The 16,746-nt window shown below is 60.2% G+C and carries 18 protein-coding genes; 6 read left to right on the forward strand and 12 right to left on the reverse strand.

What is annotated here, in order from left to right:
* The first annotated feature begins 241 nt into the window (after nucleotides 1-241).
* The 3 genes from NCW75_04125 to NCW75_04135 all read left to right on the forward strand — a co-directional run bounded on the left by NCW75_04125 (nucleotide 242) and on the right by NCW75_04135 (nucleotide 2,476).
* The gene (locus tag NCW75_04125; protein UYV13476.1) at nucleotides 242-511 is read left to right on the forward strand and encodes a helix-turn-helix domain-containing protein; all 270 of its coding nucleotides are present in this window, start codon (nucleotides 242-244) and stop codon (nucleotides 509-511) included.
* Nucleotides 512-782: 271 nt separating this feature from the next.
* Nucleotides 783-1,178 carry a hypothetical protein gene (locus NCW75_04130; GenBank protein ID UYV13477.1) on the forward strand — a complete coding sequence of 132 codons (396 nt, stop codon included), beginning with the start codon at nucleotides 783-785 and terminating at the stop codon, nucleotides 1,176-1,178.
* Complete coding sequence (locus tag NCW75_04135; protein ID UYV13478.1) at nucleotides 1,175-2,476, forward strand: hypothetical protein; 1,302 nt, start codon at nucleotides 1,175-1,177, stop codon at nucleotides 2,474-2,476. Before NCW75_04130 ends, NCW75_04135 begins: the two co-directional genes overlap by 4 nt.
* Before the next feature lie 240 nt (nucleotides 2,477-2,716).
* Here NCW75_04135 and NCW75_04140 read toward each other — a convergent pair whose 3' ends face one another.
* The 5 genes from NCW75_04140 to NCW75_04160 form a co-directional block, all read right to left on the reverse strand.
* A complete protein-coding gene (locus NCW75_04140; protein UYV13479.1) occupies nucleotides 2,717-2,968 on the reverse strand; it encodes a hypothetical protein in 252 nt (83 codons plus the stop codon).
* A gap of 832 nt (nucleotides 2,969-3,800) precedes the next feature.
* A complete protein-coding gene (locus tag NCW75_04145) occupies nucleotides 3,801-4,916 on the reverse strand; it encodes a tyrosine-type recombinase/integrase (protein ID UYV13480.1) in 1,116 nt (371 codons plus the stop codon).
* A gap of 157 nt (nucleotides 4,917-5,073) precedes the next feature.
* Entirely contained in the window at nucleotides 5,074-5,364 is a 291-nt protein-coding gene (locus tag NCW75_04150) for a helix-turn-helix domain-containing protein (GenBank protein ID UYV13481.1), read from the reverse strand.
* Nucleotides 5,365-5,496: 132 nt separating this feature from the next.
* Nucleotides 5,497-5,955: a hypothetical protein gene (locus NCW75_04155; protein ID UYV13482.1), complete on the reverse strand. Its 459-nt coding sequence runs from the start codon at nucleotides 5,953-5,955 to the stop codon at nucleotides 5,497-5,499.
* A 130-nt stretch (nucleotides 5,956-6,085) separates the two neighbouring features.
* Nucleotides 6,086-6,538, reverse strand: coding sequence for a hypothetical protein (locus NCW75_04160; protein UYV13483.1), 453 nt, complete (start codon nucleotides 6,536-6,538; stop codon nucleotides 6,086-6,088).
* Between the two features lie 408 nt (nucleotides 6,539-6,946).
* On the opposite strand from NCW75_04160, the gene queD reads away from it, so the two are divergent.
* Complete coding sequence (queD, locus tag NCW75_04165; protein ID UYV13484.1) at nucleotides 6,947-7,330, forward strand: 6-carboxytetrahydropterin synthase QueD; 384 nt, start codon at nucleotides 6,947-6,949, stop codon at nucleotides 7,328-7,330.
* Here queD and NCW75_04170 read toward each other — a convergent pair.
* From NCW75_04170 to NCW75_04190, 5 genes are all read right to left on the reverse strand, one after another.
* Nucleotides 7,327-8,337 (reverse strand): PD-(D/E)XK nuclease family protein, encoded by a 1,011-nt coding sequence (locus tag NCW75_04170; GenBank protein ID UYV13485.1) that lies wholly within the window; start codon nucleotides 8,335-8,337, stop codon nucleotides 7,327-7,329. The two genes, queD and NCW75_04170, sit on opposite strands and share 4 nt — an antisense overlap.
* Complete coding sequence (locus NCW75_04175; GenBank protein ID UYV13486.1) at nucleotides 8,330-10,738, reverse strand: ATP-dependent helicase; 2,409 nt, start codon at nucleotides 10,736-10,738, stop codon at nucleotides 8,330-8,332. Before NCW75_04175 ends, NCW75_04170 begins: the two co-directional genes overlap by 8 nt.
* A gap of 35 nt (nucleotides 10,739-10,773) precedes the next feature.
* Nucleotides 10,774-12,507 (reverse strand): hypothetical protein, encoded by a 1,734-nt coding sequence (locus NCW75_04180; GenBank protein ID UYV13487.1) that lies wholly within the window; start codon nucleotides 12,505-12,507, stop codon nucleotides 10,774-10,776.
* Nucleotides 12,508-12,600: 93 nt separating this feature from the next.
* On the reverse strand, nucleotides 12,601-13,554 hold the full coding sequence (locus tag NCW75_04185) for a hypothetical protein (protein ID UYV13488.1): 954 nt from the start codon (nucleotides 13,552-13,554) through the stop codon (nucleotides 12,601-12,603).
* 84 nt (nucleotides 13,555-13,638) lie between these two features.
* Complete coding sequence (locus tag NCW75_04190; GenBank protein ID UYV13489.1) at nucleotides 13,639-14,334, reverse strand: cupin domain-containing protein; 696 nt, start codon at nucleotides 14,332-14,334, stop codon at nucleotides 13,639-13,641.
* An 80-nt stretch (nucleotides 14,335-14,414) separates the two neighbouring features.
* Here NCW75_04190 and NCW75_04195 point away from each other — a divergent pair, with 80 nt between their 5' ends.
* Together NCW75_04195 and NCW75_04200 are read left to right on the forward strand one after the other, a co-directional pair.
* Nucleotides 14,415-14,654: a helix-turn-helix transcriptional regulator gene (locus tag NCW75_04195; protein UYV13490.1), complete on the forward strand. Its 240-nt coding sequence runs from the start codon at nucleotides 14,415-14,417 to the stop codon at nucleotides 14,652-14,654.
* A gap of 40 nt (nucleotides 14,655-14,694) precedes the next feature.
* A complete protein-coding gene (locus NCW75_04200) occupies nucleotides 14,695-15,285 on the forward strand; it encodes a hypothetical protein (protein ID UYV13491.1) in 591 nt (196 codons plus the stop codon).
* Here NCW75_04200 and NCW75_04205 read toward each other — a convergent pair.
* Complete coding sequence (locus NCW75_04205; GenBank protein ID UYV13492.1) at nucleotides 15,282-16,412, reverse strand: site-specific integrase; 1,131 nt, start codon at nucleotides 16,410-16,412, stop codon at nucleotides 15,282-15,284. The genes NCW75_04200 and NCW75_04205 overlap by 4 nt on opposite strands.
* A gap of 80 nt (nucleotides 16,413-16,492) precedes the next feature.
* On the reverse strand, nucleotides 16,493-16,744 hold the full coding sequence (locus tag NCW75_04210) for a helix-turn-helix domain-containing protein (protein ID UYV13493.1): 252 nt from the start codon (nucleotides 16,742-16,744) through the stop codon (nucleotides 16,493-16,495).
* Nucleotides 16,745-16,746: the final 2 nt, after the last annotated feature.

Raw genomic sequence — 16,746 nt, forward strand, 5'->3', positions numbered from 1 at the left:
CTCCGAAGCGGGGCTTTGGAGGAAGAGATCGCTCGAGAGTTGCGATGCACTTTGTGCTTGGCACGGCGTAGCTGGTTGTGCTATGCACTTCAGCATTCGGGGGCTTCAATCCCCATACTGAACCCGCCGTTGAGGCCGGGCGGCAGTCGCTATGTCCAGGACGTTTCGTCTAAAGGCACTGCGCCCCGCGTTCAGTATGGGGATTGAAGCGTCCGGCCACCGGAGTGAGGAAACCAGACGCATGGCGGATCGGCAAGACGCTATCTACGACCACGCATCATTCGAGGATGAGGTCCGCAAGACGATCGGTAGACGCTTGCGAGAGGTCAGGCAATCCCACTGGATCACACGTGCCCAACTGGCCAAATGCGTGGGTGTGAGCCGCCAGACGATCCACAGGTACGAATCTGGACAGAGCCGCATCGCCGCCGAGCGGCTCGTGCTGCTGGCGGTCACTCTGGGGGAGCCGGTCGAGCGTTTCCTGCCGGAATTGGGGCTGGCATGTAACTGACCGGATGTGGCCGCCGAGACCGTGCCTTCCCGCCTGATCCCTGATACCCATGCAGGTTCCTCTCCCCAATGACGCGTCGTGGCTGTGTCCGGCCTCCTGAATTCCGTGCCATCCGATCATTTGAGCCGGGTTTAGGGTCGAGGGAAATAGACATGTTGAGCAAAGGCTTCGTCGTCGGGCTGGCCGAGATCCGTGGTTAGACGCGAAACCACACGAACACACATCGTCCGTGATGTCCAGCCCTTTGAAGCCGACGTATGATGGCTTGCCAATGACTGAGATCAGCGAGAACACCTTTCGGGCCGCGGTCGATCACGAGACGGCCCAGAGCGTCTCTCAGATGCTGGCGGATACCGAGACGCTTGACGACGTCTGGCACCTGTACGGCCTCACGCAGGGTGCTTCGGCGACGGGTGAAGATCCCGTTGACACAGGCAAGCGGACATTTGTGCGAAGGCTGCAAGAGCTACGAGCGATCTTCTGCGCGAACCCGAGCATCCGTGCGATCGTTCATAATCCGGCCCTCGACAAGGAGATTGACCTAGCGACCGTGCTGGCCGGCGTGCTCCTCCACCAGCAGTATCCTGGCACCCAGGTCGCAGTGATCGCCGTTTTGGTCGCGAAGATCGGAGTCATCCGCCTCTGCTCTGAGACCTACATGCCTTGAGCGAGCGAACAACGGCAAGCTACTTGCTGTCGGTATGGCGACGTATCGCTCCGGATGCGGATCGTTCGCTGGCGATCCACGCCGCAAACGAGTTCTACAAGCGCGAGATCCATGACCCGGAGTCGCTCCAGCGACTCGTCGATGCTTTGGGCCGGGCACTCTCTGAGATTCACACGGACTTTGCCCAAGCGTTCGACTACTCCTGGATAATCGAACCGCACCCAGACCTCTACCATCCAGCGGCGGAGTCTCTGTACCAGTTGCATGTCATCGACTGTGCGGCCACGCTCTGGGACGCGTGTCCGCCCGAGAATCGTGAGTCGGAAGCGTTCAGCGACTTGATGGCTCGCTATTCGCGCCTCTGGGGCGGAGTCGGCAGCACGTCGCCGAAGGCCAGAAATGAGGATGGCGTGCGATTCGTGATTGTCCCGTTCGGCTGGGACCAGCACCTCCACATCGCCCTCGACGGACTAATGGCGTTCTCGCCCTCTTTGATGCCCGAAGACGTGGTTGTGGTCCGATCAGTCGCCGATCCAGCATTCTCGCCCGAAGATGCGATCCCGTCATGGAATGCCCTCCTCGCGAGGGCCCTCGCGACCGAACTCGGTTGCCATGAGCTCTTGACCCCGCTCTGTGTACAGAGATTCGTTGCAGAGGTACCACAGCTCCAGCGTGCGAGTTCCATGCGAAATCGTGTTGATGTTATCGATGTCCAGTTGTCGAGGTGTTCGCTTGCGATGCTATTCTCGATCGCGCACGAGGTCGGGCATCATCTGAGCGAGGTGTTTCCATCGCTTGAAGGAGAGGACACCGAGGTGCATGCCGATCGGCTTGCGATGAACGCTCTCTGGGGCTGCCCCGGATCCGCAAGGAGCTTGAAGGGCACCGACGAACCCGACGATACGCTCACGTTGCTTTCCGGAGGATTGTTCTTTGCTGCCGTTGAGATTGGTGTTACAGCAGAACACGCTGTCCGCTGCTATGTCAACCAGGCGAACACACGTTCCGCATCACTGGGAGAGCGGATGACGGCTTGGGTCACGACGATCGAGCAGATTGTGCTCGGCCACCCGGAGTTGCGGTATGCGGCCGACGCTGCGTATGCGATTTATTCGGCGTCTCGCACCTACAGCGAGGAGTTTGCTCAGTATTTGCTTTCGGTGCTGGGCGATGTGCTTCCGATCGCTCGTGAGATCGTGGATGAGCTGCACAAGGACAACCCAGATTTGCACGATATCCCGTTGCTCGAGCGCAGGCTCATCGCGGAGGAGGACGAATCCACTTCTCATTTGATGTAGAGAGATTTTGGCAACGCAGACGCTCGGCAAACATTAGTACCGCAGCACAATCACGAAGAGGAAGAACCACAGGAGGCACAGAAGACCCAGGCTCACACCGCAGAGTTTTAATCCCCCTTTGTACGCTTCGCTTGTATGTGTCTCTTTGGCAACAGAAGCCGCGATTGGCGCAGACAGGGCATCAGAGACAGAGAGAGATTTCGTGAGAGCATCTGAGAGCTTCTGTATTCGAGTGGTATGTTAGCACAGATCGTCAAACACAAACATGGTCACGGCAACACCAAAAGCACTAAGCACAGCAAAGAGCACGGTAGTGCCAGCGAGCAAAGCCGTGATTCCGGCTGAATCACTCTTCTCGAAATAGCCTACTGCCAACAGGCCAGCGTTCAGCGTCCAGAAGAACGCATACCACGTGAAATACGTGGTGAGTACAGTTCGCAGATGCGTGTTGAGCTGTTCGAGCTGCTTGTGAGCAAAGTCATTGGCGCCCATTGATGGTCCTTGATCAGAGGATTGTTGGAAAAATCTGCGGTGGGAATCATATCTTGCGTATCGGACTGTGCGCGACCTAGTTAGCAGTGTGGACCAGCCGAAGCTGGGCCATGTTCAGAACAGAGTGGTATCGTTTGGTTTGAGCCGAGGCCCCTGCACTTCCGAGAGCTTGTTGATGCGAACAACTCGTCCAACTTGGTCCTGGCTTTGCCCAGGGAGTCTATTGTGGTGCTTCTTGTAGAAATCAATAGCGTGGTGTTCGGGGTATCCCATCGTGCCCGAGATTTGGCAGATTGATACACCGCTGAGCATGCCAGCTGATCTTGGCGCGCATTGGCGCACAAAGCATGCCGAATACTGCGGAATTGGGCGTCATGGTGACAAGAGAAAGGGCTCAAAACCTAGCTATGCACGCCGCTCCTCCCCTTACCAAGGGTGCGCTCTACCACTGAGCTACGGCGGCTGGAAACGGCTAGGTATACACGGCAACACTACGGATTGCAAGGACTCCGTGCGATTACCCGCAGCGGTGCCCACAGAGCCTTCGATCGTGTTCTGGCGCGCGTTTGGCGCGCAGGGGTGTCCCGGAGACGCGACGCCGATCACGTCTCCAGGTATTCGACCTCGCTGGGAACGTGCGTTTCCAGCCTCGTTCGGGTGTTGCCAGTTGGTGTAGTGTGGCAATACGAGCACACTTGCCCGTACCAGATCATCGGCAAGACAGATCACGATGGTGCCGGGGTTCGTTCTGGATGAGCGTTGGAGATGATCGGTGCCTCGGACGCGAAGGAGTGGGGCGGCGAAAATGTAGCCGCTCAGACTGCAAGCCCCATCAGTGATCGTGTTTCGGGTCATCCCACCCTGCGGGTACATCCCGATCGGGACCGAACAGCGTGTCGAGGGCGTCCGTCGCGTCCTTGAGGAAAGCGACGTGGTGCTTGCCATAGAACTCGGTGGTCCGCTGCTCGGAGTGCCCCAGCATGCCCGCGACCTGGCGGATCGGCACGCCGATGGCCAGCATGAGCGTCGCACCGGTATGACGGAGCGTGTACGGGCTGACGTCCTCGAGCCCCGCCGCCTTGCACGCCGCGGCGAATGACCGTCTGACGTGTGTTACTGGCCGCCCGAGGTATTCGATCACGTGCCCGGTGTAGGAGTCAGCGATCGCCTCCTCCAGCACGGGCCGCAGCGTCCGCGTGATCGGGACCACGGGCCGGTGCTTGCGAGTCTGGAGCCCGCCGGTCGCGAGGAAATCGATCCTGTTGCTCTCGAAGTCGATCTGGTTGGCGTGCAGCGTAAGGATCGCCCCGGGCCGCTGGAGCGTGTGCAACGCGACCATGACGAACCGCAAGAGGTGGTCCTTCTCGCACGCCCCGATCAGGCGGTCGACCTGCCCCGGGAAGAGGAAGTGCTGCCTCGGCGGTGGCTCGATCACGGATTGGACGTACGGCGGATGGGTGAGCAGCCCCTCCCGCCAGGCGTCGTTCAGTGCGGCCCGCATCACGCGGAGCTCGCGGGACAGGGTGCCGTTGGAGGCCGCGTACCCCCGGGACCGCAGGTCGCGTCGCCGCCACTCGATGTAGCGATCCTGGGCCGCACGGGTGAGCTCGGCCACCGAGGCGATGTCGTGGCTCGTGAGGAAGGCCGTCCAGTGCTTGAGGGCCGTTGCTTCGGCGGTCCCCCGACGCTTGCCGCGGTTCGTGCGTTTGACGTAGGACGTGAGCAGCCCGATCAGGTCGAGCCGCTCGGGTGGCGTCGGCCCGAGCGAGATCCGGGCCCGGGTGAACTCGACCAGTCGTTCCTTGGCCAGGTCGAGGTCGTTCGTCTTGGTGCTCCGCCTATGCCACTTGCGTGACCCCGGCCGGCACCAGGTGATGTAGAGGCTCTTGGAGTCCGGTCGCTTGACCAGCTTGTGGCCCTGGTACTCCCAGACGGGCTCGTAGAACATGTCGGAGTTTCCTGCTGTTGTTCGAGGTAGCGGTTCAGGATGGCCTCGGTGAAGAAAACCCGAGAGCCGATCCGGAGGCAGCCCAGGCGGCCGCTCTGGCGTTCGCGGTCGATCGTGCTGCGGTGGACTCGGAGCACCTTCGCCGCTTCGGTGGCCGTCAGGAGTTCGGGAAGGCCCGGCTTGTTCGGCTCGGATGGGCCCCCGCGTGTGGGATCAGCCCGGCCACCAGCATCTCCGGCTTGATCCGAAGGGCCTCGGCGAGCCTCACCATCCGTCCCGCCGTCATCGGGTCCATCCCCGTCTCGTGGCCGTCGAGCTGGTCCGTCGTGATATCCAGCATGGAGGCGACCTGGTGCTGGTCGAGATCGAGCAGTTCCCTCGCCTGGATCAGGCGTTGGCCGATTAGGAAGTCGAACTCCTGCTCGGCCTTGTAGCTTTTGTTCGTCATGGTCGTGTGTCCTTTCGTTTTCGCCATGACGCGCATGTTCGTGGCCCGGAGTCAATCGCAACCGTGCCGTATCAGGTTCGGTTGTGTTCTTTTGTTGCGCGAAGTCCGCGCTCCGGCTCACATCGCGCCACCTCATGATGGGTCCTCCACGCCGGGGTAAGCGATAGTCGGCTCGCCACGCCGGCGGAGGACCTCATTCGCTGTTCGGACAATGCGGCGGACGTCGCTCGATCGGCCATCGAGCAGGAACACGCCCGTGCGTGTGAACTGGGCCCGGGCACCCAGCACATCGAGGGCCCGCAGCACCGGCAGGCTCAGCGGCCCCTGGTCGTTCGCGGCGGTGGGATCCTCGTCCGGATAGTCCGGCGACCAGGGCAGCACCATCCGGTGGCACCCATCGGCACCGGTGATGGTCCGGGCGCACCTGGGCGGGGACGGATCCAGGAAGTCTTCCAGGACAACCTCCTGGTCCGTCAGGTCCTGGATGCGCTGGAGGGTTTGGGGTTGGGGGATCCGCTCGCCGGTCAGGTATCGCCAGACCGTCGAGCGGCGTTGGACGCCGAGCATCCGTCGGAGCTGCGACGGCGTCATGGATCTCTGGTAGAGATAGTCTGCGAGTTTCATACCCGCGAGATACCGCAACTCGCGGTTGCACTCAACCGGGCGTTGCCAACCCGATGCGGCAGGGAGAGTGGGGGCGTAAGAAAGCGTGCGGGTGGTGCTACCCGGCGGTGTAGACGCCGCGGGCGACCCGCTTGAAGCGTTTGTCCTTGGTCAGCGTCTGGTTCACCATGACGCGGAAGTTCTGCGGCGTGGACTTGGTCTTGTACCCGCTCTTCAGCACGGCCTCGGTCGCGTCGGTGACTGACATCTCCCGGCCGCCGAGGACATCCTGCAGGACATCGGCCAGGACGGGACGGCCGCGGCGTGCCCGCTTCTTGGAGGTCTTACGTTTTGGTTGGCGGGCCTTGCGTGGCGTTGCGGGTGAGGCTTCGAGGTCGGCCAGATGGGCATCGATCTCCTCGAGCTGGGCCAGGAGGTCGTCGCGTTCGTGCTGGAGGACCTCGCGGCGGCGATCGAGTTCGCCCAGCAGGCTCGAAGTCGTCGCGGCCTTCAGGCTCGATTGGCGTCGGGTCTTCTTTTTGGTCTTGGGCAAGCGGTCGCTCCTCTTCATGGGATCATAATAATAGGCCAATACCCCCTATTTAGGGGGGATATGGAATCAGGTTACATGCGATAGCACACCGAACTCGATTGGCGGCTCGATCGTGTGGATTCGGAATGCCATCTATGGAAAAGAGGCCCCTCGGGCTCAGCCCGTCCGGCAGGTGGCGGTCAGGCTCCGCGATCGACGGGGTGATCGAATGGGGATGAGACACTCGATGCCGCCTGCGCGTGATCGCATCGGGGCCCACGCGGGGGTGAGGCCCCGACGGCGATCCCGCTCCGGCAGTTCCGACAACTAGAACACATGACTACAAACCACCGGTCAAGTATTTTCAGAAGCAAGGCAATGCCCAAACGGTTTGCAGTTGTGGGAGAGTAGAATTGCCTCTGCCCACTTTTGATTGTTCTGTGCGCAATGTCCGATACGTTAACGATGCTGGAAGTCTTCCGCGAGTTCCATTTCGACGCCGCCCACAGGCTCGAGAACCTGCCCGAGGGGCACAAGTGCGCCCGCGTGCATGGGCACACGTATCGGCTGACGGTGTACGTGGCGGGCGAGGTCGACCCCGTCATGGGCTGGATCGTGGACTTCGCCGACCTAAAGCGGATCACCCAGGGCGTCGTCGGCCAGCTCGATCACCGGATGCTGAACGACGTACCCGGGCTGGAGCAGCCAACGACCGAAAGCGTCATCGTGTGGATCTGGGACCGTCTCAAGCCGGACCTGCCGCACCTAAGTCGGCTTCGGTTGTGGGAGAATGCGACTTCAGGGTGCGAGTATACCGGTCGATTACGCTAATTAGTTCGGACGTTGGTACGGTCTATATCACGTTCCTCGCCGTGCAAGTGCGCACGGTAAGAAGGGCAATCAAATCGCTGCCCACACCCTAGGCACTGTTTCGCAAGCTCCTTGTCGACTCGCTTCGCCAGAGGGAGACTTTGCTTTCGTGCGTCGCCACCTTCTAAACTCTGAGGATCGGCCTCAAAGGCCAGCATAGTCGAACGAACTGCGCGAGCTTGGGCAAGCGTCCAATCATGGGCACGGCGCACCAATGCCTCAGTGATTTCAATCGCCAACAACTGTCTGGATGGCTTTGGCTCGTTGACAAAGAAAATGACACAGCGTTTTGGAAGGGTCCCGGCGCGTTCAGCGTAGAGGCCAGCATATGTCAAGAGCTGAAGAACAAATGCTTCCGAATATTGGGATGCAGCCCGGCTACCCTTATAATCCCAGACCTCGAGGTCGCCCGGCGCAGCCCTTACGGTGCGTTCTTCAGCATGTCCGCTGAAAGCATTCAGATCAGTCCACTTCCAGGTGTTATCGTAGGTGAGCGGCTGTTGCTGCTGAACAACAAGGTCAAGTACGCCGGTTAGCAGCATCTTGGTCTTTCCAGCGAAGTCAGCTGCTACTAGTTTTCTGATCGCCCTAAGCTCATACTCCGTATGTTGAGCCCCTTCAATTGCGGCTTTAACGGTAGCATGGATCTGTCCGCTTGGATAGATGTTCGACAGTGCACGGCCGACAATCGTGTCCTTGCTAGCAAAGGCTGTTCTGATGCCACGAGCCCACAGCACTCTAAAGTGTCGACGCAATTGCGCATCGAGCTCAGTTGCAGTAGCGTGACGTCCCTCAGTGTCATAGAACGCAGCAAGCCACTCCATGGCATGATGAACTAGTCTTCCCTCCATCGCCTGAGACTGCTCATACGGATGAAATCCTGCGTATTTCTCATAAGCCCATGACCGGGGGCAACGTCGATGAGCCAGTAAATCTCCGGTGTACGAGATCTGGAGTACTTCATTCATTCGAGTACTCCTTAACGATGATCTTTGGAAAATCTGGGTAGCGAACACCCTGTAGACCAGAAAATAATCGGTGAATGGCAGGATGCAGCTTGCCGTCCCTCTCGCTTGCGGGGTCCAGAAGAATCGTAAGCTGTCGTTTGGCCCTCGTGATTGCCACGTACACCTCGCGATCACGATCAGCCTCCGCAAGATCAAGTGTCGCCTGCGTTGTCGTCATGGCGTGCCCGTCAATGACTGTGAAGGGCTGTACCCTTCCGCTAAAAACCTCGGTTCTGAGGACGGGCCCTACGTCAACATCACGCCCCGTCGCAGCGACATAGACCGAATCCCATTCTAATCCCTTAGCTTGGTGAAATGTAAGCAGCGGAAGTGAACCGTCCTCAAAGGCTTCTACCTCCGGGTCATCAAGGGTCGTATTTTTCAAGATTGCGCCGAACGTGCCCAGGAAATTCCAATACTGACCCGGCCAAAGATACTTGCCATGCTGAAGCTTGAGGTCGATGGCGCCATCAAGTGGCGATCTTGTCCGCCTAGTAGGTGCTGTGTAGTCCTCTAATAACTGCGTAAAGAGCGCCTGACGGAACAAATCAATGGTAAACCCGCTGGCACGGAAAAAAGGCAGAGTCAGCAGTCGTGACACGAGGCTGTGAAGCGAGAGCCGAGCCTTTGAACCTTGCGCAATCAAATTGTTCCGTATGCTATCGACGTAATCAAGTACCGCTTGTCGATCTGGCGGCGTAGGTCCGATGCCGGCGCCGCCATTATTACGAAATTTTTTCTGATAATCCTGATGACCATTTGCAATGGGAAAAGGTGGAGGCGCAGACAAGGCGTGAGTGGCGTGTCCGGAGTTGTCGTGGGACGCCCATACCATCACGGACCTCCCATCTTTTCCTGCCGGTGCCTTGGTAATCGGGTCAATCAAGTACGACAAGATACCAAAGAGCATGCCAAAAGGGCTATCTGGTTGACCAGCGACCTTGCTGCGCGGATTGTAGAGGCGCAAACCACGGTTGTTAATAGCGTCCCGTATCATGGATGCGGGGCGAGGGTTATCTGACGACCCAAGTTCGCTCGTGCTAAACATGAGCATTGCGGCACTTCCGCATAAATGGCCGTTATCATCAGCAAGTGCAACTGCCTCACTTGCTACTACGGCCGCCAATTCGGGCCATGGGCCGGTGAGCAGGCGTACTGGTGCTCCCTTTGGCGCGGACGTTTCCGCGACAATGGTCTTCGAGAGTGATAACGCGCCTAGTTTGGCCGAGTTACGATACTGCTCGCTAAAGTCAACTATGGTGGCGCTGCTACGATAATTGGTTTGGAGCTTCTCCTGTCGAAATGGTACATTCCGGGCTCTACAGTGCGGCTCAAGGTCTTGAAAGCAAGAAAGATCAGAGCCTCGAAAACGGTAAACAGCTTGGTCGTCATCGCCAACGACAGTGAGTAGAGTCGATGGACTTTGAAGCCATCCAGTATGGATGGCAAATTGGATGGGATTGTTGTCTTGAAACTCGTCGACAAATACGTGTGTGAAGTGAGGAGCAAGTGAAGCCTGTCGTTCTAGGAACCGTTTCTGAATGGTGGGAAAGTCTAGAACATCCTGTTGGTCGAGATATTGTTCCCATCGCTTCTGCAATTGTGATAGATCGTGCGTCAACCCATTAGGACCGGCGGTCTGCTCGACTCCGTTCAATGAACCAGTAGTCGAACAGCGTGGAATCCAAGTTTCGGTGTGTTGAGCTAGTAGTTCTTGCAGAAACCTAGCCTTCTGAATCGTTTGTGCTGGCCATTGCTTCGGCGACAGGTAATGCGGGCGGAATAGCGAGAGCAAGGGTTCCGAAGCAATGAGGCGGTCGCACACACGAGGTGGGCCTTTCCCTCCGCTGAAGCCGAGACTGTGTCGGTGGTCTTTGATCAAGCGAGACTTTGTTTCAAGGTCGGTCATCAACTCAGTGCCAGAGGCCATGTAAGCCGCGTCATACTCTGCGAGCAAACGATGACACAGGCTGTGCAATGTGCCAATCTGTAAGTCGTGTACTCTTGGATCGGCTGCCGGAATTGACTTCGCGTGAGCATGCTTTAAAAGTTGATCACATCGTTCAACGAGCCGAACCTGGAGTTCGGTAGCTGCCCGCTTCGTGAAGGTTGTGACTAAGAGCGTGTTTGCAGGAGTGCCGCGAACAAAAAGGTCGTACAGCACACGCCAAGCCAGCATCTCCGTTTTTCCCGATCCAGGGCCCGCCAGTATTTGCAGTACGCGGTCGTCCTCGTCAATGTGAATGATGCGACGTTGAGGTGAATCATCGGGAAGCGGAGTGCGACCGGCTTCGACTAGCACGGAATCAAGCAGCGAGAAGAAGTTGGAGCGTGACACAGTGTTCTTTGCACTGTGGTGCATCGGCGACGTAGCGGTTGTTGATGTTAAAGGTATAGTCATGGTCGGCAGGAGCAGATAGCAATGTTCTGATAGAGGGCAAATGTATTGTGCGCTCCTCGCCGCTTGTTCCGGTTCAGCCCCCGGAACACCAGCCCATGGACGCCAATGTCTGTGCAAACGCCGCAGTTGCACATCTCCCACGGCCGTGCCAAGAGGGTCTTGCGATACGCTGGCTCCATTGAGCCAGCCGAGTATTCCCCCCTTGACAACAGCTCGTCGTACTCCAGCACGGCGTCAAGGCACTTGTCCACACCGACCCGCCGCGATTGGTACTGCTTCAGGGCCGTGAGTGCCCGTTTCTCCAGCCGGCGGACCTCGTCCATCGGCACGCCCGACGCTTCGAGGCGCTTGGCGGTCCGTGGATCGTGCGAGGGCGGTACGCGGATAGCGGCGTACCAGTTGCCATCGGCACCCATGTAGTTCTGATCCGAGCGAAGCCAAGCCTTACGGAAGTACGTCGCGCTATCGAAGCTGTTGACGTTGCACTCGCGGAACGTGGCTTGGAGCTTGGGTCGGTAGATGCCCATGAGGTGCCACCAAGGTGGATCGCGCAGTTCTCCCATCTTCTTGGCGACAGCTTTGACCACGGCCTCGATCTCCGCATCCGACTTTGGCACCAGCCCACCAAGGGCGACGCGGCGGTATCCCATCTCGGCATACTCGGCCACCGTTTCGGCGTATCCGCGAGGCGAGAGTGCTTGGACAATGCCAACGGGATGGAAGCGGCACTCTCGCACGCGCCACGCGGCGAGGAATGCCTCGGCGTTCTCTTTGGTGATCCGGACGCGGCGGCGGCGTTGGCTCTCGCTCAGCTCGACGCGTTTGCCGTCTCGCATGATGAACGGCACGGGGATGTGGTCCACGCTTGCTCCGAGGTCGAAGCCGTAGAGCTCGTAGGTGGCCACGGCCCGCTCGACGGACATGGTCGGGTTGTCCTCATTGACATAGCTGAAGGCCCCGCAATCGCCGAACGCCCACTGGTCCTCGGCCAAGCCGAAGTGCTCGCGGACCTGCTTGGGCGAGAGCGTCTCGGCCGAATCGGGTTCGAGCGCACGAAGAATGCCTTTCGTGCCGAAGCTCTGTGCGAGGCTGACAAGGATGCCATCGGCAAGGCGGTGGGGGGCGACGAGTTGCGAGCAGTGGACCTCGTTGCGCTCCGCTCGGTTCTTCGTGGAGAACTCGTCTCGGTTGAAGTCGAACTCCGCATCGACGAAGTCGTCCCAGTCTGGAAGGAAGTAGGCCGGGCGGCCCGGATAGCTTGGCGAGTCAACAGTACGGGGACCTGTTTCGATGGCCGAGGTCCGAAGCGTCTTGCTCAAGTAGCTGAGCTTCATGCCGATGGGACCTTCGGCGACCTGCACGGTCTTGACGTTAGGCCAGAGGCGATCCACGGACGGACGGATGGCACCCATGTAATTCTTGCCGAGGACCAGCTCGATACGGCCGTGCTCGGGCTGCCATTGGGTTAGCGTCTTACCGACGCCTTGGCTCAACTGAGTAGCCCGAGCACGTGTCATTCGATTGTCGTAGGTCTCGATCGGCGTGAGCCCGCCTATGAGCCCGTGCTCGGCTGACAGCACGGCGACCGACAAGTCCTTGGGCCAAGCGTGCGTCCGCAGGAACGAACGCATCACGCGATACATCGGCCCGTCATACAAGTCGATCGCCGGCAGCTTCCCGCCGGTCTCACGCTTGGTCGCCGAGCATCCGAGCACCACGAGTCGCCGCACGTTGGGCCTCCGTTGCGGTCGGATACAGTGTACCTTGCAATAGCGTTTCCACTGCGCCACAATGTTGTACCCCCCATTTGGGGGGGCAACCGTTCACTTCTCGAATATTGCCAACACGTCCATAGCTGGCCCAGACTTTAGCGTGCCCACGAGACGGATGCCATGCTTGTACCCGCGTCGGATGAACTGGTAAGCGAACGTGCCCGTGTCGTACGAACCATCCGGGACGACATGGATGTGGAGCGTGTTGCCATCGGCATCGAGCGGGAGCCTGTAGTCGATCCACTGGATCCTACCAAGTTTGGTTGAGGCCGATTCAACGACTTCAATGGCGTCAATCTCGGAAAAGTGCTCGGCATAGAATGCCCAGTACTCTTTCTCGAGGCCGCGACGCTTTTTCACGTCTTGCTCTCGCTCAGGGTACTTCGGCGGAGTCAGCTTGCCTAGCCGCTTGAGGAGGTCGAGGTAGAGAAGCTGCATGCTTCCATCGGCAAATTCCGCAGCTGTCGGGATGAGCATCAGTGGGAACGAATTGGTGAGCAAACCTCCAAAATCAAGAAAGACCAGTTGCTTTGGGGAGGCGGCGAGCAGTTCTGATTCGTGGGTCGCGATCGAGTGTGGTGACTGCGGCGCGAGCAATCGGTGGTTGTGCTCTGCAAAGTAGACCAACGCGATCTGAGCCAGCTTGCGTTCGGGAGTCGAGATCGGCTGCAACTCGATGGTCTGCGCCTTTGCACGGGTAACTTTGGCTGTCGCGTCCGCATGGGCCTTGACTTCGCCTTCACCTTCCCCGATGCGAAGGAGTTTCAGCAAACTCCCGAACCCTAACTTGACGCGGCCCTCAAGACCACCGGTCGCGCTGCCTTCCAAACCTCGCTCGATCGTGACCTTGCGCCCAACTTCCGTGTTCGCCGGTCGCACGATGGCCTCGTAGAGCCGGTCGATAGCTTTGCGATCGATGAACAGCGGCGCGTCTTGGAGCCAGGCCAGATTGCCGGTCTCGTCAACAAGTTGGGAATCTTCGGTTGGATTCGGCCTTTTTGCCATTGCCGAGTGTAGGCCGAACAAGCAATCTTTGCGTGCGTCAACCACCCTACCCTGTGATGTTAGCCGAACGCCGCTCGCGAACTGTCAGCAGAGCAATCTCCAGTTGGGATCAAAGGCGACTCTGGCGTCGGCATCGGTGGTGTACTTTGCTGCTGTCCATCGGACTTCCGGCAGCGTGTACTGCCCCGGATCGTCGAACGGCAGGAACGGCAACTGGCACGACAGCAGCGTCATGCCATGGTCGGCGGTGCTGAACGTGTGGACGACGCTGCGGGTGAACGCGAACACATCGCGTTCGCGGGCGGGGATAGTGCGGACGTGGTTTCCCGTAAAAGCATGTAGTGGCTCATCGGTCACATGGAAGTAGCCACGGCCCTCCAGCACGATGATGAACCGGTCCGAGTGCTCGTGGGCATGCATGGGCAGATCGCGGGCGTTGGCCTTCCAGTGCAGCTTGGCGAGGGCGTCGCGTCGGTCGGGATGGACGAGCTCATTGCCACGCCAGACGGCCCCGCCGACGTGGTCGCTGCCCTCGAACGGGAACCGGAGCTCGATGGGGTGGTCAGCCTCCAGTTGGGCTACGAGGCGAGAAAATGAGACGCCCCGGCCGGTGCCTCGAACGCGGCCGAGGGCGGCGCAAGGTCCGTCGGAGTGTGCCCCAAGATCTTCCAGGACTTCTTGTGCCGCGTCCAGAAGGGCTTCGAGAATACCGATGCCCCGTGGTTGGCCCGGACGCTCTGGGTTGAGTTGGATCGGGTCGAGTTCGATGGCGTGCCGCATTGCTATTCCTCCATGTCACGAATAGTATGGTAACGAATAGTCGGTAGACTTCTAGTCACCTTGGCCAGACGCTGTTCGCCGTGGCCAAGGGCGGTTTTGTCATCCGGTTTGGAGAGATGGTGCGGCAGCGCCGGGAAGCTCTGGAGCTGTCCCAAGAGGAACTGGCGAGCCGTGCCGGGTTGCACAGAACCGCGATAACGATGATCGAGCGGGCCAAGCGATCGTCTACGCTCGAGACCATCGAGAAGCTGGCCCTAGCCCTCCAGATCCAGCCGTCTGAGCTCATCCCGGACATCGAATTACGCCGGGGTCGCCGCTAGCCCTTTACGAGCCCTGGCTGGGTGTGGTACACCGGCTGGAATGACCGCTCAGTCCAACCTCGATTTTTGCTTCCGTATCGACGTGCTCTTGGAGGAGTACCGGGCGCTCTATGGCCTTGCCCAGTTCCGCATGGCCGCGCTCGACCGTCGTGTACCGCTCGCGGGCACGGCCCTGGCCCTATCACTCGGCGGGGCGTTCGTCTCGCCCTTGTCCGTCCAGATCGTGGTGCTGGTCGTGCTCCCAATCGCCGTGGCGTGGCTGGTCCGCACCACGATCAACCACGCTCGCTCCTTCGAAGATGCACTTCGACGCATCGAGCAGATCGAGCGGCATGTTAACCAGATCGCGGGAGAGCCACTGCTCGCCTTCCAGTCCTCGCACCCAAGCCGGGGCGAGGCGGTGGGGGGCCGGACGGGGCGAGAGTCGGTGTTGGCGGTGGTCCTGGCGTCGACCGGATCGCTGGTCGCGTGCCTCGCTCTGGTGGCATCGCTGCACCACGAAGATACTCCGTGGCGTCTTCTCTACCTCCTTGTGCCGGTGGGCACGTCCGTGATGCTCGCACACGAGTTGCGGCAACTGGAGCGGTACACGTATCGGACACGAGAAGCCCGGTCCGCCGAAGAGGCCTAGCGACCCCGTCGATCCTCGGCCATCCGGATCATGGCCGCCTCGCTCTCGGCGTCGTGCAGGTGGTAGTAGAGGTCCAGGATGCTGCTGGAGCTGTGGCCCATCCAGGCCAGGGCCATGCGGTAGGGGATCGATGAGTTCGCACACGAACTGGCGAAGTGGTGCCGGAGCGAGTGGGTCTTGTACGAGCGGCCGTAGCCGAGCTTGATGCACAGCCGCTTGATCTGGGCGAGCAGGGTCCGGGCCCTCAACTCCGGCAGAACCAGATCGTCATCTCTGGGTAAGGCGTCGAGCACCGGCCGGATCTTCGGATCGATCGGGACGAACCTCGCCTCCCGGTCCTTGGTCGACCCCGATGATCCACCACGATGGACGTGCAGCATGCCGAGCTCGCCCATCTCAAGATGCACATCGGACCAGTGGAGCTGTTCCAGTTCTCCCACGCGGAGCCCGGTGTACGCCAGGATCGCGATCGCCGCGTGCGTGACGCCCTCGCAGCGACCCAGCATGCCCTCGACCTGCTGGGTCGTGAAGCACGGCTGGGGCTTTGGCCGCGCGGTGGGCAGCCGGGCGCTCGCGAGCGAGGTCGCGGGAGCCAGCCGCTGGAGCCACGCCCACTTGAACATCTGCTTGCACACGGTGAGCGTGGTGTAGTTGGACTTGGACGCGTAGCTCGTCCCCTGCTTGTGGGTCTGCTGGCGGAGCCAGGCCCCGAACTTGGCGTACGCCTCCGCGTCGAACCGGTCCGCCCTGGTGATGCCCGATTCGCGGCAGAACCGCCGCAGCTTGTCGAACTCGGCCGTGTACTTGGCCCGGGTCTTGGGCGCGAGATCGCGATCTCGGTTGTACGCCTCGTAGCGGTCGATGAGCTGGACGATCGTGGTGCGTGACGGCGGCGTGCGCCGCTCGCCCGCGTCCAGACGCTTCTGGATCTCGATGGCCCGGCGCCGGGCCTCGCGTTTGTTCGTCGTGCCCAGGCCCTGGAACCGCCGGCTCCCCGCCTCGGCGTAGACCGCCGAGTACGCCCTGGCCACGCGGCGTACCGGCCCGTCGGCGGTGTTCCTGTAGTGGACCTTGCGGCCGATGGTCACACTGGTGCCATCGACGACCTCGCGATCGACAAGCTTCATGGTGCGTCCGTGTTGTTGGAAGGACGGCGAGCGTGCCGTCCTTCGTGTCTGATGTGAAGGGGCCGTTGCCGATCGGACCCTCAGTTCCTGAAGTACTCGCGGATGAGCCGGTCCCGCCAGAAGCGCAGCGGCTTGCCGCGCTTGACCGAACTGGTGAGCTGCCCCCGGCTGACCATGTGGTAGACGGTGGACTTGCTGACCCGAAGCAGCCTCGCGGCCTCGTCGGGCGTCAGGATCGGCGGGAAGCGGTCGGGGTCGATCGCCGAGTCAATCTCGTCCCGGCCGATCGCCCGCCGCCGCAAGGGACCTTTGTCGTGCCGTTCCTCGGGCATGA

The sequence above is a fragment of the Phycisphaera sp. genome, from assembly GCA_025916675.1.
Classification (GTDB): domain Bacteria; phylum Planctomycetota; class Phycisphaerae; order Phycisphaerales; family UBA1924; genus JAHCJI01.